This window comes from Marinomonas sp. (assembly GCF_965225885.1).
Classification (GTDB): domain Bacteria; phylum Pseudomonadota; class Gammaproteobacteria; order Pseudomonadales; family Marinomonadaceae; genus Marinomonas.
On record NZ_OZ245329.1, the window covers coordinates 392,140 to 414,644 of the forward strand.

A 22,505-nucleotide genomic window follows, 5' to 3' on the forward strand; every position below is an offset into this window, starting at 1 on the left:
AACGAACTTTGATGATAACAGGAACAAGAAAATGCGATTCAGCACGATAAATATCGTTTTAAATACACGTCATAACGAAGAAGAAAGAAGTTAAGATAAATTTCAGGCAAAAAAAAAGCTGACATAAAGTCAGCTTTTTTAAATTTGGTGCGGAAGGAGAGACTCGAACTCTCACGCCGTGAAGCACTGGAACCTAAATCCAGCGTGTCTACCAATTCCACCACTCCCGCAAGGAATGGCGAGCATTATAGGCAATTGATTTTCTCGGTCAATAGTTTTTTTGCTTTTTTATTAAAAACTTAAAAATATTTTCCTTAACCTATATTTGTCCGCCATTTTATTAAACGTCACTTACTTCAAAGCAAAGCTTAAAAAATACGTCCGTCGGAATATTCACCGCGTTCATAACGAACCGCCATTTCTTCCAGATCCATCGTATGAATACGAGAAGCCTGGCCGGCACAACCAAATGCTTCATAGCGATCAATACAAACCGCCTTCATTGCTTTAATACTTTCTGTTAAGTATTTACGTGGATCAAAGTTACCTTTGTGTTCAGCCAAACTACGGCGAATCGCGCCAGTTGCTGCCAAACGTAAATCTGTATCAATGTTGACCTTACGAACACCGTAACGGATCGCTTTAACGATCTCATCAATCGGCACACCGTAGGTTTCAGGAATATCGCCACCAAACTCATTGATGATAGACAGCCAATCTTGTGGAACAGAAGAAGAGCCATGCAACACGATATGAGTATTTGGTAACAACTCTACGATTTTCGCAATACGCTCAATATCAAGAATATCGCCAGTCGGTGGACGCGTAAATTTGTATGCGCCATGGCTGGTACCGATCGCTACAGCCAAGGCATCAATACCAGTGGCATTAACAAAATCCACGGCTTCTTGTGGATCTGTCAGCATTTGATCATGTGACAAGATACCTTCAGCGCCAACACCGTCTTCTTCGCCAGCCTGACCTGTTTCTAGAGAACCCAACACACCCAACTCACCTTCTACAGATACGCCACATGCGTGTGCGAATTCAACAGTGCGACGAGTTACGTCAACGTTGTAGTCATAAGTCGCAGGAGTTTTACCGTCAGCCATCAAAGAACCATCCATCATGACAGACGAAAAACCAAGCTGTATAGAACGTTGGCAAATAGCAGGAGACGTGCCATGGTCCTGATGCATCACAACAGGGATATGCGGATAATCTTCAATTGCAGCAGCAATCAAGTGACGCAAGAAATGCGAGCCAGCGTATTTACGAGCACCAGCTGAGGCTTGCATGATAACAGGTGAATTTACTTCGTGAGCTGCTTCCATGATCGCCTTAACTTGCTCCATGTTATTCACATTGAAGGCTGGCAAACCATAGCTGTGTTCTGCTGCGTGGTCGAGCAGTTGACGCATACTAATTAAAGGCATAAAAGGTTTCCTCTGACAATTTGTCTTATATTGTATTTATAACGAACAGAGTTATGGTGTTAGTTAACTCTGTGATTTTATAATCATGACACTGCTTATCGCAGGTCATGTGGCTTACGCCTTATCGTTATTGTCATACTCGACTTGCGCCGAGTAGGTCACTCTCTAGTTTTGTTTTTCGCCTACACCGTTTTCAGCACAACTAATATTTAGCATCTAACGGTGTTAACGAAGTAGGCTTTTCGCCTTTTTATTACTTATAAAGCGCTTTAGAACGATCTTTGCCATTCTTTGATACTAATTTTGCGCGCGAGACTCTAACATCGCAACCGCTGGCAACACTTTTCCTTCAACAAATTCCAAAAACGCCCCGCCACCAGTGGAAATATAGGATATTTTGTCAGCCAAACCGTACTTATCAATAGCGGCTAACGTATCTCCGCCACCTGCAACAGAAAAAGCATCGCTGTCAGCAATAGCTTGAGCAACAACTTCTGTGCCCTTAGAAAAGTTATCAAACTCAAAAACACCACATGGGCCGTTCCATAAAATGGTTTTAGCATTCTTTAAAATGTCAGCAAGAACTTGAGCTGAGTCCGGACCTAAGTCCATAATTTCTTCATTGTCAGCCACTTGATCAACTGGTTTAATCGTTGCAACTGCGGTATCAGAAAATTCAGTTCCCACACGAACATCCGTCACTTCAGGGATATCCAAATCAGCCATTAATTTTTGCGCTTGCGGAATCAAGTCTTTTTCATATAACGACTTACCGACATTGTAGCCACGAGCTGCAACAAATGTATTTGAAATGCCACCACCAACAATCAGCTGATCACAAATTTTAGATAATGATTCCAATACAGTTAATTTAGTCGAAACTTTTGAACCACCAACCACTGCAACCAAAGGACGAGCCGGGTTATCAAGCGCTTTACCCAATGCCTCCAACTCCGCCGCTAATAAAGGGCCAGCACACGCAACAGGTGCAAATTTCGCTACACCATGAGTTGAAGCATGAGCGCGATGAGCCGTACCAAATGCGTCCATCACAAACACATCACACAACGCTGCCATTTTTTTAGACAAGGCTTCATCGTCTTTCTTTTCGCCGACGTTGAAACGCACATTCTCCACCAGAACGAGTTGGCCTGCTTCAACCTCAACACCGTCTAACCAATCTTTTACAAGTGGAACGTCTTGGCCCAGTAAACCCGCCAAATGCGTTGCTACAGGTTGTAGAGAAAACTCTTCTTCGTATTGGCCTTCTGTTGGACGGCCAAGATGAGACATCACCATCACTTTAGCGCCAGCCGCTAGAGCAGATTGGATTGTTGGCAATGCAGCACGAATACGCACATCACTGGTTATTTTTCCGTTTTTTACTGGCACATTCAGATCTTCACGAACTAATACTCGCTTACCTTTTAGATCTACTTCACTCATTTTTATTACGGTCATTTACAGTGTCCTCATTATTTAACCTTGCGGTGTATCAACATAAATATTACTGCTTAATCACACCAGCCCAATACTTAGCCACATCCAACATACGGTTAGCGTAGCCCCATTCATTATCAAACCAACATAGTAACTTTACCATTCGCTGGTCAATTACTTGGGTTTGCGTACTATCGATGATCACTGAACGCGGGTCATGATTAAAATCCACCGACGCATGCGCTTCTTTGGTAAAACCCATTAACCCTGCGTATTTTGAATTTGCTGCTTGCTCTAACTGCCCATTGATTTGCTCAACGGTCACGTCTTGTTCCGTGCGTAATACTAAATCAATAACCGAGACATTTAATGTTGGCACACGCACCGCATTACAACCCATTTTTCCGTCAAGTTCTGGCATCATCCGTGCAATACCTCTCGCCAATCCTGTATCGACAGGAATAATCGAACTCAAGGCAGCCCGAGTCAGACGCAAGTCTTTCGTGTGATAACCATCAATCACTGGCTGATCATTCATAGCAGAATGAATTGTCTGCGTCATACCGTGCGCCACACCGGAGAATTGCTTAACGATATCTAAAACCGGAATCAAACAATTCGTGGTACAAGATGCCGCCGAAACGATATTGTGATCCGCCTGAATGTCCTGATGATTAAAACCATACACAATCGTCGCATCAACATCTGCCGCTGCCGGCTGCGAAAGCAACATTCTCGGAACACCGGCATTTAAATAGGCTTGTGCACCCTCTCGTCCAGAAAAGCTACCAGAGCATTCAAGTACCATATCTAACTCAAGAGATGACCAATCAAATTCAGCGGGCGTCGCACAGGAAAAACACAAAATCGCATCGTCGCCGATAAGCAACGCATTACCTTGAGTCAAAACAGACTGAGGAAAGCGGCCATGAGTCGTGTCATAGCGCGTAAGATAACTGATTGTCTCAATATCAGACAATTCATTAATAGCAACCACTTGAATGTGATCGCGGTAGCCGTTCTCATAGAGCGCTCGTAATACCGAGCGTCCGATACGACCATAACCATTGATAGCGACTCGCAACATATTCCTACTACTTCATCGCAAAGAAAGTGACCTAAAATCATCACCCTCCGCCTTAATAAAAGGAAAAAGAGGCATACAAACGTACACCTCTTTTCTTATCAAGCAACGAGATTACACGGCTAAAATTTTCTCAGCAGTCGCAACCACATTGTCCACTGTAAAGCCGAAGTACTTCAGAAGATCGCCACCAGGAGCCGACTCACCAAAAGTCGTCATACCCACCATAGCGCCTTCGAAGCCCACGTACTTGTACCAGTAATCAGTATGAGCCGCTTCTATAGAAACGCGCTTAGTCACACTGCTTGGTAGTACAGACTCTTTATACGCAGCATCTTGCGCTTCAAAGACATCCGTAGATGGCATAGAAACCACACGCACTTTCGTACCCTTCGCTGTTAGTGCTTCCGCAGAGTCCATTGCCAGACCCACTTCAGAACCCGTAGCGATCAAGATAAGCTCAGGTGTCCCAGCGCAATCTTTCAGTACGTAACCACCTTTCGCAGCATTCGCTAATTGCTGAGCATCACGCGCTTGCGCAGGCAAACCTTGGCGAGAGAAAACCAAAGAGGTTGGGCCAGTACGACGTTCGATACCTGCTTTCCAAGCAATGGCGGTTTCCGCCGCATCACATGGACGCCATACAGACATATTTGGTGTCATGCGCAAGTTAGCCAATTGTTCTACTGGTTGGTGAGTTGGACCATCTTCGCCTTGACCAATAGAGTCGTGCGTGTAAACAAATACGTTTTGGATGCCCATCAAAGCAGACATACGAACCGCATTACGCGCGTATTCCATAAACATCATGAAGGTTGCACCGTAGTTAATAAAACCACCATGCAAAGAAGCGCCGTTCATTATGCCGCTCATACCAAATTCACGAACGCCGTAGTAAATGTAGTTACCCGCTGGATCGTCTTGAATACCTTTAGAGCCAGACCATAACGTCAAGTTAGAACCGGCAAGATCCGCAGACCCGCCTAGTAATTCTGGCAACATAGCCCCAAAGAAACCAATCGCATTTTGAGACGCTTTACGGCTCGCAATGCTCTCGCCTTTGTCTTGGCTTTCTTGAATGAAAGCTTGTGCTTTCGCTTCGAAATCCGCTGGCAATTCGCCTTTAATGACACGACGCTCAAACTCTGCAGCCAACTCAGGGTAAGCCGCTTTATATGCTTCAAATTGAGTATTCCACTGCGTTTCACGAGCGGAGCCCGCTTCTTTCGCATCCCAACCAGAATAAACATCGGCAGGAATTTCGAAAGGAGCGTAAGGCCAACCTAGGAATTCACGAGCAGCGGCAACTTCCGCGTCACCAAGTGGTGAACCATGACTATCGTGGCTTCCAGATTTATTCGGTGAACCAAAACCGATAATCGTCTTGCAACAAATAAGAGTCGGCTTAGTGGTTTCCGCTTTTGCCGCCTCAATCGCCGCTTTAATCGCTTCTGGATCATGTCCATCGACGTCAGCAATAACATGCCAGCCGTAAGCTTCAAAACGTTGTGGGGTGTTATCTGTAAACCAGCCTTCCACATGACCATCGATAGAAATACCGTTGTTATCCCAAAACGCGACCAACTTACCTAGCCCCAACGTACCCGCTAAAGAAGACGCTTCGTGAGAAATACCTTCCATCAAGCAGCCATCGCCAAGGAAGCAGTAAGTGTTGTGATCAACGATGTTATGACCTTCACGGTTAAACTGTGCCGCTAGAGTCTTCTCAGCAATCGCCATACCTACCGCGTTACTGATACCAGCGCCCAAAGGACCCGTTGTGGTTTCTACGCCATCGGTGTAACCGTATTCTGGATGACCAGGCGTTTTAGAATGTAGCTGACGGAATTGTTTTAGCTCTTCAATTGGCAATTTATAACCAGACAAATGCAATAAAGAATAAATCAACATAGAGCCATGGCCGTTTGACAACACAAAGCGGTCGCGATCAACCCATTTTGAGTTATTTGGGTTGTGCTTTAGAAAATCGTTCCATAGCACTTCAGCGATATCCGCCATACCCATTGGCGCACCTGGGTGACCTGAGTTAGCTTTTTGTACGGCATCCATACTCAATGCACGTATGGCGTTAGCAAGTTGTTTACGAGACGGCATGGTTATTCCACTCCTGATAGCTTAACGAACAAAATAGAAAGGACATTCTCTACAGGATAGAGCCACCTTGCAATGCTGGCACCACCGTGACGCCCAAACATTGGGCAAAGAAAATGAAATTACATAAAAATCTCAACCATCGTAACAAAAAAATCGCCCTTTGCCTCATTAAAATCCACAGATCGGGTTGATATTTAAACAGCTCTAGTTCATTATTCTCACTACTTAAAAGCGTCGATTTGTTTCGGCTTGCGGACGGTATATAAATTCAGCTAAACAGAAGCAATATCACCTGTTTAGCTTTTTTTGAAATATAAACATTGCTAAGCGGGGTTTTTTATACCTATTTAGCGCTTATCCATCATTTTTGATTGAGGCACTAAACATGTCAGAATATTCTTTATTTACTTCAGAATCCGTTTCTGAAGGCCATCCAGATAAAATCGCCGACCAAGTGTCCGACGCCATCCTTGATGCCATTTTGGCAGAAGATCCAGAAGCACGTGTTGCCTGCGAAACTCTAGTAAAAACTGGCATGGTGCTGGTCGCTGGCGAAGTTCGTACCAACGCATGGGTCGACATTGAAGAAATCGCTCGTGGCGTTATTCGTGAAATCGGCTACAACAGCTCAGACATGGGTTTCGACTGGGAATCTTGCGCGGTTATGAACGCTATCGGTAAACAATCTGCTGATATCGCAGTAGGCGTTGACGAAGCGGGCGAGCACGAGCAAGGCGCTGGCGACCAAGGTTTGATGTTTGGTTTTGCAACCAATGAAACTGACGTGTTAATGCCTGCCCCAATCACTTACGCACACCGTTTGGTTCAACGCCAAGCAGAAGTTCGTAAAAACGGTACCTTAGATTTTCTTCGCCCAGACGCGAAAAGCCAAGTTACTTTCCGTTACGACGAAAATGGCAAACCATGCGCTATCGATGCCGTTGTCCTTTCCACACAGCACAGCGCATCCATTAAACAAGCGGACCTTCGTGAAGCGGTTATGGAAGAGATCATCAAGCCAGTTCTTCCTGCCGAGTGGTTATCAAAAGACACTAAATACTTCATCAACCCAACAGGTCAGTTCATCATTGGCGGCCCGGTTGGCGATTGTGGTCTAACTGGCCGTAAAATCATCGTTGATACTTACGGCGGCATGGCTCGTCACGGCGGTGGAGCTTTCTCTGGTAAAGATCCATCCAAGGTTGACCGCTCTGCTGCGTACGCTGGTCGTTATGTTGCTAAGAATATCGTTGCCGCTGGCCTTGCTGATAAGTGTGAGATTCAAATTTCTTACGCCATCGGTGTTGCTGAGCCAACCTCTATCAGTATCAATACATTCGGTACAGGCAAAGTAAGCGACGCCGTGATTTCGCAATTGGTTCGCGAGCATTTCGAATTGCGCCCAGCTGGCCTTATTAAAATGCTCGATCTGAAACGTCCAATCTACCTACCAACTGCGGCTTACGGCCACTTTGGTCGTGAAGGTGAAAACTTCACTTGGGAAAAAACCGACAAAGCGGACGCATTACGCAAAGCTGCTGGTTTATAATTTTCTGGTTTTCCGTTATAAAGCCTTCTTCTGCGTTACTCTTTAATTAGGTAACCCGTGCAGAAGAAGGCTTTTTTATTTCTATTTTTTTAATACTCTCGAAAACATAAGGCAAAACATGCGTATTCCACGAATTTTTATCGACACAGAACTCAACGAGAATACTACCCTTGCCTTACCTGATTCGGCTTTCCAACACCTTTGCAAAGTATTGCGTCTAAAATCAGACCATCCTATTCGTGTTTTTAATGGCCGAGAGTTTAATGGTAAAGGCGGTCAATTTAACGCCACTTTGTGCGATGTTGAAAAACGCTCCGCTAACGTTCATGTCACAGATTTTGAAGCACTGGATAATGAATCCCCAATCCAAGTCACAATTGGACAAACACTGTCTAGAGGCGAACGAATGGATTACGCCATTCAGAAATCTGTTGAAGCGGGCGTATTTGCTATCCAGCCACTTTTCAGTGAACGTTGTGAAGTAAAACTGCAAGACAGCCGTGCAGAAAAGCGCCAACAACATTGGCAGCAAGTGGCGATTAGCGCAGCAGAACAATGTGGTCGAGCTATCGTCCCTATTGTTCATCCCCCCATAGAATTGAGCGAATGGGTTGAGAAATGTAACGAAATGTTAAAACTTACTTTGCATCACCATAGCGCAAAAGCGATTAGTCAATACGAAAAACCAACAAATAATCGCGTTGTTTTATTGATTGGACCAGAAGGAGGGCTAACTGAAAAAGAAGTCCAACTATCTGAAAAGTCAGGATTTAATGCCATCACTCTAGGACCTAGAGTACTTCGGACAGAAACGGCTCCCATCGTGGCTCTCAGCGTTATTAATGCTATTTGGGGGGATATTTAATACATTTCGATATAATGCCAGAACTAACAGAATCGCTACATATTCAGCGTTTAAATAGCCTTACCATTCTCGCAAGATATAAAAAAGGGTAGATGATTACATGTTTTATCGAATAGTTTTGACTTGCACTGTCTATCTCGGGGCAACGTTTCTACCTGCTGTGGCACATGCAATCACACTAGAAGAAGCCACATACATGGCAATAGAAAATAGCCCGAAAGTTAGACAGGCCATCGCCAAATATCGAGAGTCTAAAGAAAGTGCCGAGATAGCTAATCGCGCTGGTTATTATCCAAGCGCAAATCTCTCCGCTGGAATAGGACGTGAAACGACCTATGCTGATAACACCAATACCAACGATGTTGATCTTACTCGTCGAGAACTCACACTTTCCCTTAATCAGCCTTTATTCAACGGCTTTTCAACAAAAAATGACGTCGAACGCCTAAACAGCGAGGCTGAAGCTGATCGTTGGGGTGCGTTAATTTCAGTTGAAAATACAGCACTAGAAGTGGCTCAAGTTTACGCTAATATTTTACGCTACCGAGAGCTTGTCAGTCTTGCCGATTTAAATCTAAAAACACACGAGCGGATTTACGGACAAATCAAATTAAAAAGTGATACTGGCATTGGCCGCCAATCTGACCTTAGCCAAATAACTGCGCGCCTTGCCAAAGCACATGCTAATTATTTTGCTGCCATTAACAACCTGCAAGATGCGCAAAGCAACTACAAAAATATCGTCGGAGAAATGCCCCCAAACGATTTAATCTATCCGATTCCAGATAAAGATTTGCTACCAAAAGATCTCGACTCGGCAATAAATGAATCTTTGAAAAAAAATCCTTCCATTGAAGGGGCACATTGGGACGTTGCCGCAACAGAAAGTAACCAGAAAATTGCCGATGCAGACAACTATCCGACGATTAATTTTGCCTTAGAGCGTACATGGAATAATAATTTAGATGGCAAAATAGGACCGAGTGAAGATTTATTAGCCATGGTGCGGTTAAACTATAACTTATACAGCGGTGGCACACACAAACGCAAAAAAGAAGCCGCTGTACAACAAAATATTCAAGCATCCGAGATTCAACGCAAAACCATCAGAGACACAGAACTTACCGTTCGCTTGGCATGGGCAGCCTTTGAAGCCACCACAGGACAAAAAGAACACATTAGACAATACGTCATCGCGACAAAAGAATCACAAATCGCCTATGAAAAACAGTTTCGCCTGGGCCGTCGCACTCTGCTGGATGTATTAGACAGCGAAAACGAGCTGTTCCAAGCTCGCCAAGATTACGTAAACGCCGACTACGATGAGCTTTTTTCTGAGTTCCGTTTATTTAATGCTAAAGGAGAATTGATGCGCGCGTTTCGCATTTATCGCCCACAACTCCTTGGTTTCAACGATGAATTCGATAAAGCCAAAGCGCCGCCAGCACCAGAACCGACAGCCACCGACGAGTTAAAAGCAGCTGAAAGCTCAATCAAAGAGAACCCTGATGTGTTCTCGCCAAAGCCAACCCAGACAAATACAGAAAAAACACAAGAAAGTGAGCTATTCTTGGATGCGAATGGGAGCTCTGGTAATTGGTAGATCGAGAAAATTCTTCTCTTAAAAGCAGAATCATTAAGATAACAGCTATTTGTTGCACCTAATAATTCTGCTTTTAATTACGCGGAACGACAGACTCTTTTTTCATACCGTCAGCTAATTGCCATATTCTTACTCTTCGCAACAACTATCTGAAAATCATGGGTGTTTTTTCTTCTCAGCGCCCCCATATTTCTATAGCATCAACCACTATCAATATTGAACAAAGCACTAAAACGTTGCTTTCGCTTTAGGAACCGCCTTATGACTATCAAACTCGGCATTGTTATGGACCCAATCTCATCCATAAACTACAAAAAAGACACCTCTCTCGCCATGCTATGGGCTGCTGCAGAAAAAGGCTGGCAACTCATTTACATGGAGCAAAAAGACTTATTTTTGGACAATGGCAAAGCTTACGCCATGACTCGCCCATTAAGCGTTTATAAAGACCCAGCACACTTTTACGATCTTGGCGAAGAAACGAAAATGGCCATGGGTGATATGGATGTGATCTTAATGCGCAAAGATCCACCTTTTGATAGTGAATTCGTCTACAGCACCATGATTCTAGAACAAGCAGAAAGAGATGGCGCACTTGTGGTCAATGATCCAAAAAGCTTACGTGACTGCAACGAAAAGCTCTTCGCTACTCAGTTCCCGCATTGTTGCCCACCTGTTTTAGTGACAAGACGTGCAGACTTGCTGAAAAAATTCCACAAAGAACAAGGCGACGTTATTTTCAAGCCATTAGACGGCATGGGCGGCAGCTCGATTTTTCGTATCAAACCCGATGATTCAAACGTCAGCGTGATTATTGAAACCCTAACCAACATGGGCGTAGAGCAAATCATGGCGCAAAAATTCATCCCAGAAATCAAAGACGGCGATAAGCGTATTTTGGTGGTAAATGGTGAACCTGTTCCGTTTGCTCTAGCGCGCATTCCAGCATCCGGCGAAACCCGTGGCAACTTAGCCGCTGGTGGGCGTGGTGAAGGCCGACCTCTTACAGATAAAGATCGCTGGATTTGCGAGCAAGTTATCCCATCATTGAAAGAAAAGAATTTAATGTTTGTCGGCTTAGACGTAATCGGTGATTACCTCACTGAAATTAATGTCACCAGTCCAACCTGCGTTCGTGAGCTAGACACTCAGTTCGACCTAAATATCGCCATGATGTTGATAGAAGCCATAGAAAAACGTCTTCAGTAATATCAACATGCGAGTAATAGATAAATTTTCTATCGCGCTTTTCATTGCCATTAGCCTTCATGTGCTAATGGTGATGATTGTTGGTTTCGATTTCGCATTGCCGGCACCAAAGCCTAAAACGCTAGAGGTGACTCTCGTTCAGCATACAACAAAAGCGCCTGTCGAAGCAGACTTCATTGCTCAGGCCAATCAGCAAGCCAGCGGTACAGAACTACGCAAACAGAAACTCACCACAACAGAAGACGCGCGCTTTTTATCAGATACCATTCAAGAAATATCGCCTCCCGTACAGCCGCAACTCGCCTCTGCCGAACCTATCGACGAACCAAGCTTACTGGCAACCAAAGACCAAGAAGCCGTATTTGAAATCATCAATGAATCTGAAAATGAACCTAAAACGCTAGAAGAAAAGTTTCGTGGCGAAACCCAGATTCCTAGCCATATAACCAACGACATAGCCACCTTAGAAGCACTATTAGACCAACAGCGCCAATCCTATGCCAAGCGACCAAGAATTCGCCGACTAACGTCAGTCTCCGCCAAAGCAGCTATAGATGCGCAATACTTAGATGATTGGCGACGCCGTATTGAACGCATCGGGAATATCCACTATCCAGAAGAAGCAAAACGCAACCATCTATATGGAGAACTACGCTTAGCCGTTATTATACAGCCGAACGGATATGTCGATGATATCGAAGTATTGCATTCCTCTGGTATTAGAGTGCTCGACGATGCTGCCATGCGCATTGTTCGTCTAGCAGAACCTTTTCAGGTCTTCCCTAGCGAACTCAAGAAAGAAGTGGATAAACTGGAAATCATTCGTACATGGCGATTTGTCCCAGGCAATCAGTTACAAAGCCAGTAAACATACAAAGTCAGAAAGTATAAAAAACCATAGACACAAAAAAAGCCCTCACACAGAGGGCTTTAGTCGTTTTCGCTGGCTAAGCACAACGATCAATCAAATTGACCGTCACCCATTGCAAGGCGAATTTTCTTCATTGCGTTCTTTTCAAGCTGACGAATACGCTCAGCAGAAACACCATATTCATCGGCCAATTCATGCAAGGTTGATTTAGCATCGGACAACCAACGTTGTACTAGAATATTTCGGCTACGCTCATCAAGGTCTGCCATCGCGACTTCTAGACGCTGATTGGAGTCTTCTTCCCAGTTACCATTTTCAAGCAAGGTCGCAGGATCTGAACGATGATCTTCTAGGTACTGTGAAGGTGCTTGGAAAGCACTGTCGTCGTCATCGTCTGCAGAAGCATCAAACGCCATATCAGAAGAACTTAAACGCCCTTCCATTTGGCGAACCACTTCTGGCGTCACACCTAAATCACTGGCAACAGATTCAACTTCTGAGTTGCTGAACCAAGACAAGGTCTTTTTCGCACTGCGCAAATTGAAGAACATTTTACGCTGTGCTTTCGTTGTCGCCACTTTAACAATGCGCCAGTTTTTCAGAATAAATTCATGAATTTCAGCTTTAATCCAATGCACAGCAAAGGATACAAGGCGAACACCGACTTCTGGGTTAAAGCGTTTAACCGCTTTCATCAAGCCAACGTTGCCTTCTTGAATAAGGTCACCTTGTGCTAAACCGTATCCAGAGTAACTTTTCGCAATATGTACAACAAATCTCAAATGCGACATAACCAAGGTACGCGCTGCTTCAAGATCTTCTTGATAATACAGACGTTCCGCCAACGCTTTTTCTTCGTCTGCGGTTAAAATCGGAATTCTGCTGACGGCTTGTATATAGGACTCAAGGTTTTGACCTGGAATCATCATGTCCGTAGGCTGGAGAGCTTTACCCATCTCTATTTCCACCTTTCTAGTTGTTCATACTGTGTATGACAAAATACTAACAAGTAAATTTTGCTTGTGTGTGACATAAATGTGAATAAATCGTGGCTATTATCTTAGTTGTGATATTAGCCTTTCATTGTCACTGCAGCTCAATAGTCGTGATATGTCGGTTAACAGCAATCCACGCACCAAACACACCAATAAATGCACTAATAGTTAAACATAAAACAATCTCATCTGCATTAAAAGTCTGCAGTTGAAAACCGCTTTGGTAGAGATCAATCAATCGTTCTGCTGGCGCACTTACCCACCAGCTAAGTAAGAGAATACAAAGGCTGGCGAAAAAACCGCCCAATACACCAAACCAAAAACCCATATACAAAAATGGTCGACGAATATATGCATCGGTTGCACCAACCAACTTCATCACCAAGACTTCATCACGACGACTTTCCACCGCCATACGAATGGTATTGCCAACAATTAGCAACACAGCAACCACCAACAAAACCGATAAAGCATAGACAAATCGTTGGCCAAAACTCAGTATATTCGCAAGACGCTGTAACCATTGTGCATCAAGTTCTGCATAATCCACCTCTTTTTGTGCGGCCAACTGGTCTCGCAAAGCCTGCAAGCTCGATAACGTCGTAATATCTACCGCTTGTTTAGGAATGACACGCAGAACAATCGGCAAAGGGTTCTCAGGCAATGCAGACATTATTTGTTCATAACCACTAGAACGTTCAAAATATCGAAGACCTTCTTCCTTAGAAATATATTCCACCGACGCAATATCTGCTTGCGCAGAAAGACGATGTGACAAGGCAAGTGCTTGCGTGTCTTCTAAGTTAGGAAATAGATACAAGGTAATGACCGATTGTTGTTCCCACTGGTCCGTCACGGATTGCACATTTTTCAGCAAAACATACAAACCACCCGGTAAAGATAAGGCAATCGCAATCACCATCACCGTCATAACACTAGCTAGCGGATAATTCACCAGCCGCATAAAGCTTTCAGTCAATGTGGTTTGATGTTGACGAAAATACTTACTCGGGCTAAAAGACGTTCGCGCAGGCCAATTATGTTTGGTCGCTTTAATCGACTCTCTGGTCGCACCTCGTTGATTTGGCTTCTGTACCATCAACCAAACCCTCCGTCATTCACCATTCGCCCCTGATTTAGCGTCAATACTCGATGACGCATGCGCGCAACCAGCGCTAAATCATGGCTGGCAACTAGGACGGTCACGCCAACACGATTAAACTCTTGGAATAGATTCATTATTTCTGCTGACAATTTAGGATCCAAATTACCGGTCGGCTCATCGGCTAATAATAATTGCGGTTTATTCACTACGGCTCGCGCTATACCAACACGCTGTTGTTCACCACCTGATAACGCCATGGGGTTGTATTTTTCTTTATCTAACAAGCCGACTTTATCCAACGCCGCACGCACTCGCTTGGCAATTTGCTGAGGATCGGCACCACTTACCTGTAATGGCAAGGCAACGTTATGGAAGACATTTCGATCTAATAACAACTGATGGTTTTGAAACACCACACCCACTCGACGTCGATGATGAGGAATTGCTCGGTGACTCAAGGTGCGCAGATCGACACCATCCACCAAAATTTGCCCCGAAGTTTGGCGCTCGATCATCATCATGAGTTTCATTAAGGTACTTTTACCCGCACCAGAATGCCCAGTAAGGAAAGCCATTTCACCTTGCTGCAAATGAAAGCTCACCTGCGACAATGCTTCTTGTCCACTCTCGTACTTTTTACCCACTCGTTGAAATTCGATTTCCACGCTAATCCAGCATCCTTAAATTAGAAAGAAGAAAGGTCTAATCACCACTTATTTACTATCAAGCTATTCACTATCAAACTATTCGCCATCAAACAAAGCGTCGACAAACTCTTGAGCAACAAAGGGACGTAAGTCATCCGCTTGTTCACCCACACCAATATAACGAATAGGAATACCGAACTGTTTGGCGATAGCAAAAATAATACCGCCTTTTGCGGTTCCATCCAGCTTAGTTAGTGTAATACCACTTACACCAACGGCTTCGGAAAACAGCTTAGCCTGACTGATAGCATTTTGACCAGTACCAGCATCCAAAACCAACATAACTTCATGTGGCGCTTTTTCATCCAGCTTCTTCATAACACGAACCACTTTAGACAGTTCGTTCATCAAATTCGCTTTATTTTGTAAACGACCAGCAGTATCTGCAATAACAATATCGACGCCTTTTGCTTTGGCAGACTCAATCGCATCATAAATAACCGACGCTGAATCGGCGCCAGTATGTTGGGCAACGACTGGAACATTATTACGCTCGCCCCAGACTTGAAGCTGCTCAACAGCGGCGGCACGGAAAGTATCACCGGCCGCCAACATAACACTTTTGCCTTCTGCCTGATATTTTTTGGCCAGTTTACCAATGGTTGTCGTCTTGCCAACACCATTCACGCCTACCATTAGAATCACAAAAGGACCGTCTTTACTGACTGGTTTAAGCACATGCTGAGACTGGTTAAGAATACCTTCCATGTCGGCTTTTAGATGACTTAACAAGGTGGCAGAGTCTTTTAATTCTTTACGATTTAGCTTGTCTGTTAACGCGCTTATCAAGGTCTGTGTAGCGTCGATCCCAACATCCGCCATCAGCAACTGAGTCTCTAGCTCTTCAAGCAGATTATCATCTACTTTTTTATGACCGCCGATAACAGAAGACAAACCATTGCCCAAACCATTGCGCGTACGAGACAAACCGGATTTAAAACGCTGTGACCAGGATAATGTAGACTGAACAGGCAAGCTTGCGACTTCTTCTGCTGCTTGCGTCTTAGTACTGGTCGCCACGTCATCTTCAAGTTGCTCATCAGAAACCAAAGTTTCCGCAGAAGTGGATTCATCCTGAACTGAATCAGACGTATCTATATCCTTTTTCTTAGCTGCTGCAATATCTGCATTCATTTTGTTCACAAAACGACGGCGAACAACAAAAGCGATAATGGCTAAAAGTGTACCTATAGCAATCGGAACATAACGCGCATATTCACCAAGATACGGTGTGAAAAAAGCAATAATTTGATTAACAACTTCCATTAAATCAGTCTCTTTATTTTGACTGATGCGATAAACATCAGTGAAATGCTATGATTAGACACAGCGCCACATACATGGACACTTAAAAACGGTTATTTTAACATCATTCTGGCTCGCAAACAGGCTTAGTTTTAACCAAAATATTCTTAACACGCACCACTCAAGGTTCATTATGTCCGACGATAGCAAACCTCTCTTTAGCCGACCGGTTTTGGCGGCGGTCATGTTGTTCTGTACTCTGGCGATCTGGCTGTTAAATTTAACGGCTCCGAGCAGTAAACTGCCCACACCTCAAATTGAAAAGTGGACAACCACTTCAGGTATTCCTGTTATCTGGTTAAAACAAGCACAATGGCAAGACAGCAACAAGTTAGAAATTCGTTTTTCATTTCGTTCGACTACCAACAACCTAGCATTGACCCAAGCGACCCTTGCCATGTTAATGAGCGACTCATTACCGCTAAGTACTGCTTCGATTAACCAAAGACTCGCACCATTGGCCGCTAGCGCAAACAGCTATTATGATCATGAAAATCAAACCATTGGTTTAACGCTAAGCAATGAACCCAAATATCTAATTCCAACACTTTCTTTGGCAACGAATTGGCTTAAACAACCGGATTTCAAACGCCGAACTTTTGAAACATGGCAAACACAACAACAGGCCAATCCGCCCGTACAGCATGAACTTGAGCGAGTTTTATTTTTTGACAAGGCTGATGAACAAAACAACGAAACAATAACGTCGGTATCTCTAGAACACGTCGCTGATTATTACCAAAATTTAAAATCGTCTGCTAACGCTATTTTTGTTGTAGGCGATATGTCGCCAGAAGCGAAAAAAACCGTCGAAGCCGCGATCAACACCATCAGCCAAAATTATCGATTATCAAATGCGTCGGCGGAAACAATTCACTACGAATCCATCAGCTCAACGATTCAACAGAATGAAGGCGAGCTCTGGCAGACCCGCAGCGCCATTGCATTAATGCCAGTGTCTTCAATCAAAGAATGGATTAGTTTACAAATTTGGGGCTCGGATTTAGTTTCGACGCTCAACCATCAACATATGGATTTTGTTCAGCTCGCTTTTACGCTTTCACCCCAGCATCCTTGGGCTTGGTGGAATATTCAATATACGAATAACATCACAGAAACAGCGAGCGAGCCTATCAATGATACTAATCAATTCATCGATGCTAAAAGCCTTGTTTTTGTTGAACAAATCCCATCAGCAAATGACAAAAACAACTTTAATACGCTATTGGATAATTTCAAAGAGCAGCTCGAACAGCAAACACTATCGCCAACATGGTGGAGCCATATTGCCACGCAAGTCACCCATGAAGATGGCCCACTCACCGTGGAACAATTCGCCCAAGGCTATAAAGAAGCCATAGACAGCTTCACCATAGAAGATTATCAAACGGCTCTACAGCACTTATTAAAACCATCATCCTATCAAGAGATTCAGGTTTACCAATGAAAAAAAAAGTTCTAAGCAACGTCTCGAATAAAAGCAAAGCGAAGGCATCGAGACTTCGTATCATCGCCGGTGAATGGCGCTCTCGCCAATTGCCAATTCCAGATATCGAAGGCTTACGTCCTACTCCAGACAGAGTAAGAGAAACCTTATTCAACTGGATCAATGCTTACCTTCCAGGCGCGGTATGTGGCGACCTGTTTTGTGGTTCTGGTGCGCTAGGATTGGAAGCGCTATCACGTGGCGCAAAACACATGACCTTTGTCGATAATTCTCGCGTTGTGTCACAACAGATGCAAACAAACTTAGCGACATTAGGCGCGACAGATAAAGCCAATGTGATCGCACAAAATGCCGCTGTGTTCCTTGATACCGTCACGCCGCATGCCATGGATATTGTGTTTCTTGATCCACCATTCCGCAAAGGTTGGTTGGCGCAAATTATCCCTTTGCTTGAAAAAGGCTGGCTCGCAGATCGTGCGCTTGTTTATATCGAAATGGAAAAAGAAGCCGACCTACCCGCTCTACCAAGCCACTGGACTTTATTAAAAGAAAAAGTCGCTGGGCAATTAGTCTATCGGTTATTTGAAATTTCTAAATGACTTTCTAAATGATAATAACATCAAGCCCTATCCAAAATAGGGCTTTCTAACTATCCGGCACAAATCGCGCACCAAAAATATGCACCTTTTATAAAACAGTTGCATTACAAATAAAAACAATTAGGAACATATCCTTACAACATCCTAGCTTGTGTTCAACTAAAGGATTTGTTGACTTTTTAGCACGTTACTTGCATAAACTAACAGTATACGTGCAAATTATATGCATATTCTTTAAACATTGCCTCGCGCTGGAAGGTACCTATGCTGTCAAACCTATCCTTTAAGACAAAACTACTTATACTTCTTATCACCGCGATTATGGGATTAATTATCGTCACCTTTGTTGCCATGAAAGGACTTTCTTCCCAACAGGACGCCAACAATAAGCTGAGAAATTTCTCAAAAATTCAAACATCTAATGATCAACTCAGTATTCACATGTTAGAGATAGCTGACAGCCTAAGATCCATCTCTGCAGAAAACTATCAAGGCTATGTTGCTAGCGCAAAAGAGCAAATTGCACAAAATGCCGACATCATTGCCACGAATATCGAAAAAGCTCAGAGCCAAAATTTAAAACAAACCCTCGAAGAAAACCTAGTAGAACTCAATGACTATAGCCAAGCACTTATGGCTCTTATTGAAAAACGCTACATTATTGGTTTTGATTCCTCTTCAGGCTTACGTGGCAGCGTAGATAAAATGGGCTCAGAGATAAGCGAAGACATTCAAAAGCTTAGTTTATTAAAACGCGAGTTTACTAATGTGCGTAAGGCAGAAGCTGGCTATCTATCAGATCCAACCGAAAGCAATCTAGAAGAATTCACCACCAGCTTCGACCGCTTTGATAATCGAATTGAAAACTTCGGTTTTCAAGATACTCACGGCGTTAAGGCCAACGCTTATCGTGATGCCATCTTCCAATATGGTAAGGAATACGCGTCACTCAGTGACACTAAGAACACTTTTGCCACACAAAAAAAAACGCTTCACAGAAAGCCAGCTCAAAGCCAATCAGTTGATTGAAGACAAGGTTCAGCAAGCAGAAACCAGCGCGGAAGAAAGTTCAACTCAGGCCAATGCCACACTATTGGCCGTCAGTATCGCAATCATTCTCGTCGCAGCCCTTCTTATGCTTGCCATTGGCCGCAGCGTCAACAGCACCTTACAAAATATCATTACAGACCTTAATAAGGTCAAAAAAGGCGACATGTCATCGAAAGCGTCTGTTAACACCAAACGCAACGACGAATTCGATCAATTGAGCCAATCACTCAATGAAATGACAGGTGGTTTGGGTGATGTATTAAAAGACGTTGTCTCCACTAAAAATAATGTCAGTACCATGTCCACCGATCTGAACAACACCATAAGCAGCATTGCCAGCAGTAACCACTTGGTCAATCAGCGTACACATTCATTGGCTTCTGCAACGGACGATATTTCTAGCCGTTTAACCGAATTGTCTAGCACCACAAATACGCTGCAAACCCATTCCAATGAAACCTACCAATCCGCTAAATCTGGCGCGGACACGATTAAATTAGTATTAAGCAGCATCACCGACACAGTGAATATTGTGAACATGACCAGCCAACAACTCGATGAGCTGGGTCGTTTGTCTAAAAACATCGACAGCGTTATTGCCATGATCAACGACCTTGCTAGCCAAACCAATTTACTCGCACTTAATGCCGCCATAGAAGCGGCTCGCGCTGGTGAAGCAGGACGTGGGTTCTCTGTGGTCGCTGATGAAGTTCGAGCTCTGGCGGAGAAAACCGTTGATGCCACCTCGAAAATTACGGACATCGTCAACACCATTCAACAGTCGACTCAGACCGCGATTAGTACGATGGAAAGCGGCCAAGACAACCTGAAAATCATCAGCGCAAATGGTAACAAGGCAGAAGAAGCTATGCGTGATATCGAAAACAACGCCATGACAGGATCTAAATCCACAGACTCAATGGCAAGCGCCATTCAAGATGTTGCTAGTACCGCGATTCAAATGAGCACCGAGATGGAAGAAATTGCTCAACAGTTAAATCAAGATACACGCTCTATCGATATTTTAGCGGATAAAACCAAGCAAATTCAGCGTATTTCTGAACAACTTGCTGTTAAAACTCAGGTATTCACTCTCGTTTAACGCCCTATTACTCCATAGATATCAGTAATAAGTAAAACGCTTCTGCCATTAACAAAGACAGAAGCGTTTTACTTTCAACCATCTAACACCATACACGGATTGATGGCGACATCCGCCTCTTGATGACGCTGGGCACAAACGCTAGACTGTGTGGCATCTTTCATCGATGAACCTTCCCACCTTTCTTCACGGGAATTCGAGCACTTTCTTTAGGACTTTACTTTAGGATAAAAACGAACCTATGCCGGACGTCATTCCAGCCGACTCTGTGGGTATTATTACGCCACAGACTGCGCAATTCGACACACCGTTGGCGCTTTCCTGCGGACAGACCTTGTCATCGTACCAACTGATTTACGAGACTTATGGAACGCTGAATAAAAGTGCGACTAATGCTATTTTAATTTGCCACGCGCTAAGCGGAGATCATCACGCAGCTGGCTATCATGCCATGTCGGACTCAAAACCGGGTTGGTGGGATACGGCAATAGGTCCTGGGAAAGCCATCGACACGGACAAGTTTTTTGTTATTGCACTCAATAATTTAGGCGGTTGTTGTGGATCAACGGGACCGACCAGCATCAATCCAGAAACCGGACAGCGTTGGGAAGCCAGTTTTCCGATTGTCACAGTAGAAGATTGGGTCGAAAGCCAAGCTCGCTTAGCGGATTTATTGGGCATCCAAACCTTTGCGGCCATTGTTGGCGGCAGTCTTGGCGGTATGCAAGTACTTGAGTGGAGCATCCGCTTCCCTACTCGCTTGAAGTCAACGGTGATTGTTGCTTCGGCACCGAGACTATCTACGCAAAACATCGCCTTCAATGAAGTCGCACGTCAGTCTATTCGTCGTGATCCAGACTTTTTTGATGGCAACTACCTAGACAACAGTTCAGTGCCAACCAACGGCCTTGGTTTGGCGCGTATGTTAGGTCATATCACTTATCTTTCAGACGATGCCATGGGCGCCAAGTTTGGTCGTCAGATGCGTCACGATAGCTATCAATACAATTACGGCATTGAATTCGAAGTAGAAAGCTATTTGCGCTACCAAGGCGAAGCCTTCACCAAACGCTTTGACGCCAACACCTACATGCTGATGACCAAAGCGTTGGATTATTTTGATCCCGCGTCACAAACCAATGGCGATCTTTCAGCTGTTCTAAGCCGCGCGCAATGTGAGTTTTTATTGGTTTCCTTTACCACCGACTGGCGCTTCTCTCCAGAGCGCAGCGAAGAAATTGTCAACGCGCTTGTCAAAGCAGGCAAGCAGGTTTCTTACGCCAAGATCGAAGCGGCAGAAGGTCATGACGCCTTTTTGTTTCCAATCCCACGCTATATGGCCGTGTTAAGTACGTTTTTAACCCGCGTTGCCAATCGCTTAACAACGGAGGTCAAATAATGCGCTCTGATTTAGAAATGATCGATGAATGGGTTCAGCCCAATATTCGAGTGCTCGATTTGGCCTGTGGTCCCGGCGAGTTGCTTCATCACCTCATTCAGAACAAGCAAGTAAACGGCTATGGTTTGGAGATCGGCCATGAAGATTTAAACACCTGTATCGAAAAAGGCATTCCGGTTTTAGAGCAAAACATCGACGAAGGTTTGCAAAACTTTGATGACCAAAGTTTTGACTTGGTCTTAATGACTCACGCCTTACAACAATTTCGTCGCCCTGATTTGTTGATCGATGAAATGCTGCGTATCGGCAAAGAATGCATTATCACTTTCCCGAACTTCGGACATTGGCGAAGCCGTTTGCATTTGGCGCTAAAAGGCAGAATGCCGGTATCCGATTTCTTGCCATACAATTGGTATGACACACCGAACATTCACTTTTTCACCTTTCAAGATTTTGAGCGTTTGTGTCGCGAAAAAGACATCAAAATCCTACGTTGGGCTGCCGTAGACGGCCAATTAAAAGACCATTGGTGGATTCGATCTATGCCTAACTTATTCAGTGAAACGGCTATTTTCCATATCAGTCGTTAAGTCTCGATTAGTTGCATAAACAGAATTATCAACA

19 protein-coding genes and 1 tRNA gene are annotated in these 22,505 nt (G+C 44.1%); 11 read left to right on the forward strand and 9 right to left on the reverse strand.

From position 1 onward, the window contains the following. Positions 1 to 145: 145 nt before the first annotated feature. The 5 genes from ACO05V_RS01815 to tkt form a co-directional block, all read right to left on the reverse strand. Positions 146 to 230 (reverse strand) — tRNA-Leu (locus tag ACO05V_RS01815). Between the two features lie 138 nt (positions 231 to 368). Continuing rightward, on the reverse strand, positions 369 to 1,436 hold the full coding sequence (fba, locus tag ACO05V_RS01820; protein WP_421846914.1) for a class II fructose-bisphosphate aldolase: 1,068 nt from the start codon (positions 1,434 to 1,436) through the stop codon (positions 369 to 371). A gap of 297 nt (positions 1,437 to 1,733) precedes the next feature. Then, entirely contained in the window at positions 1,734 to 2,897 is a 1,164-nt protein-coding gene (locus tag ACO05V_RS01825) for a phosphoglycerate kinase (RefSeq protein WP_421846916.1), read from the reverse strand. Between the two features lie 46 nt (positions 2,898 to 2,943). Then, positions 2,944 to 3,963, reverse strand: a complete 1,020-nt coding sequence (locus ACO05V_RS01830; protein ID WP_421846918.1) for a type I glyceraldehyde-3-phosphate dehydrogenase — start codon at positions 3,961 to 3,963, stop codon at positions 2,944 to 2,946. A 111-nt stretch (positions 3,964 to 4,074) separates the two neighbouring features. Further along, positions 4,075 to 6,075 (reverse strand): transketolase, encoded by a 2,001-nt coding sequence (gene tkt / locus ACO05V_RS01835; RefSeq protein WP_421846920.1) that lies wholly within the window; start codon positions 6,073 to 6,075, stop codon positions 4,075 to 4,077. Positions 6,076 to 6,460: 385 nt separating this feature from the next. On the opposite strand from tkt, the gene metK reads away from it, so the two are divergent. The 5 genes from metK to ACO05V_RS01860 all read left to right on the forward strand — a co-directional run bounded on the left by metK (position 6,461) and on the right by ACO05V_RS01860 (position 12,169). Beyond that, positions 6,461 to 7,624, forward strand: coding sequence for a methionine adenosyltransferase (gene metK / locus ACO05V_RS01840; RefSeq protein WP_100188658.1), 1,164 nt, complete (start codon positions 6,461 to 6,463; stop codon positions 7,622 to 7,624). 118 nt (positions 7,625 to 7,742) lie between these two features. Continuing rightward, entirely contained in the window at positions 7,743 to 8,489 is a 747-nt protein-coding gene (locus ACO05V_RS01845; protein WP_421846922.1) for a 16S rRNA (uracil(1498)-N(3))-methyltransferase, read from the forward strand. A gap of 100 nt (positions 8,490 to 8,589) precedes the next feature. Beyond that, positions 8,590 to 10,092 carry a TolC family outer membrane protein gene (locus ACO05V_RS01850; protein ID WP_421846924.1) on the forward strand — a complete coding sequence of 501 codons (1,503 nt, stop codon included), beginning with the start codon at positions 8,590 to 8,592 and terminating at the stop codon, positions 10,090 to 10,092. A gap of 261 nt (positions 10,093 to 10,353) precedes the next feature. Beyond that, entirely contained in the window at positions 10,354 to 11,301 is a 948-nt protein-coding gene (gshB, locus tag ACO05V_RS01855; RefSeq protein WP_421846926.1) for a glutathione synthase, read from the forward strand. 7 nt (positions 11,302 to 11,308) lie between these two features. After that, complete coding sequence (locus tag ACO05V_RS01860) at positions 11,309 to 12,169, forward strand: energy transducer TonB (RefSeq protein ID WP_421846928.1); 861 nt, start codon at positions 11,309 to 11,311, stop codon at positions 12,167 to 12,169. 92 nt (positions 12,170 to 12,261) lie between these two features. Here the strand turns inward: ACO05V_RS01860 and rpoH are convergent, their stop codons facing one another. From rpoH to ftsY, 4 genes are all read right to left on the reverse strand, one after another. Continuing rightward, a complete protein-coding gene (gene rpoH / locus ACO05V_RS01865) occupies positions 12,262 to 13,128 on the reverse strand; it encodes an RNA polymerase sigma factor RpoH (protein ID WP_072839451.1) in 867 nt (288 codons plus the stop codon). 130 nt (positions 13,129 to 13,258) lie between these two features. Next, positions 13,259 to 14,266, reverse strand: coding sequence for a permease-like cell division protein FtsX (gene ftsX, locus ACO05V_RS01870; RefSeq protein ID WP_421846930.1), 1,008 nt, complete (start codon positions 14,264 to 14,266; stop codon positions 13,259 to 13,261). After that, a complete protein-coding gene (gene ftsE / locus ACO05V_RS01875; protein ID WP_421846932.1) occupies positions 14,266 to 14,937 on the reverse strand; it encodes a cell division ATP-binding protein FtsE in 672 nt (223 codons plus the stop codon). The genes ftsX and ftsE overlap by 1 nt, the downstream gene beginning before the upstream one ends. Before the next feature lie 78 nt (positions 14,938 to 15,015). Beyond that, entirely contained in the window at positions 15,016 to 16,245 is a 1,230-nt protein-coding gene (ftsY, locus tag ACO05V_RS01880; RefSeq protein ID WP_421846934.1) for a signal recognition particle-docking protein FtsY, read from the reverse strand. 172 nt (positions 16,246 to 16,417) lie between these two features. Between ftsY and ACO05V_RS01885 the strand changes: the two genes are divergently transcribed. From ACO05V_RS01885 to metW, 6 genes are all read left to right on the forward strand, one after another. After that, positions 16,418 to 17,731 carry an insulinase family protein gene (locus ACO05V_RS01885; RefSeq protein WP_421846936.1) on the forward strand — a complete coding sequence of 438 codons (1,314 nt, stop codon included), beginning with the start codon at positions 16,418 to 16,420 and terminating at the stop codon, positions 17,729 to 17,731. Then, entirely contained in the window at positions 17,728 to 18,330 is a 603-nt protein-coding gene (gene rsmD, locus ACO05V_RS01890) for a 16S rRNA (guanine(966)-N(2))-methyltransferase RsmD (RefSeq protein WP_421846938.1), read from the forward strand. The genes ACO05V_RS01885 and rsmD overlap by 4 nt, the downstream gene beginning before the upstream one ends. A gap of 264 nt (positions 18,331 to 18,594) precedes the next feature. Then, on the forward strand, positions 18,595 to 19,359 hold the full coding sequence (locus ACO05V_RS01895) for a hypothetical protein (protein WP_421846940.1): 765 nt from the start codon (positions 18,595 to 18,597) through the stop codon (positions 19,357 to 19,359). Continuing rightward, the gene (locus ACO05V_RS01900; RefSeq protein ID WP_421846942.1) at positions 19,301 to 20,482 is read left to right on the forward strand and encodes a methyl-accepting chemotaxis protein; all 1,182 of its coding nucleotides are present in this window, start codon (positions 19,301 to 19,303) and stop codon (positions 20,480 to 20,482) included. The genes ACO05V_RS01895 and ACO05V_RS01900 overlap by 59 nt, the downstream gene beginning before the upstream one ends. A gap of 241 nt (positions 20,483 to 20,723) precedes the next feature. Then, the gene (metX, locus tag ACO05V_RS01905; protein ID WP_421846944.1) at positions 20,724 to 21,881 is read left to right on the forward strand and encodes a homoserine O-succinyltransferase MetX; all 1,158 of its coding nucleotides are present in this window, start codon (positions 20,724 to 20,726) and stop codon (positions 21,879 to 21,881) included. Then, positions 21,881 to 22,471: a methionine biosynthesis protein MetW gene (metW, locus tag ACO05V_RS01910; RefSeq protein ID WP_421846946.1), complete on the forward strand. Its 591-nt coding sequence runs from the start codon at positions 21,881 to 21,883 to the stop codon at positions 22,469 to 22,471. Before metX ends, metW begins: the two co-directional genes overlap by 1 nt. The last annotated feature ends 34 nt before the right edge of the window (positions 22,472 to 22,505 follow it).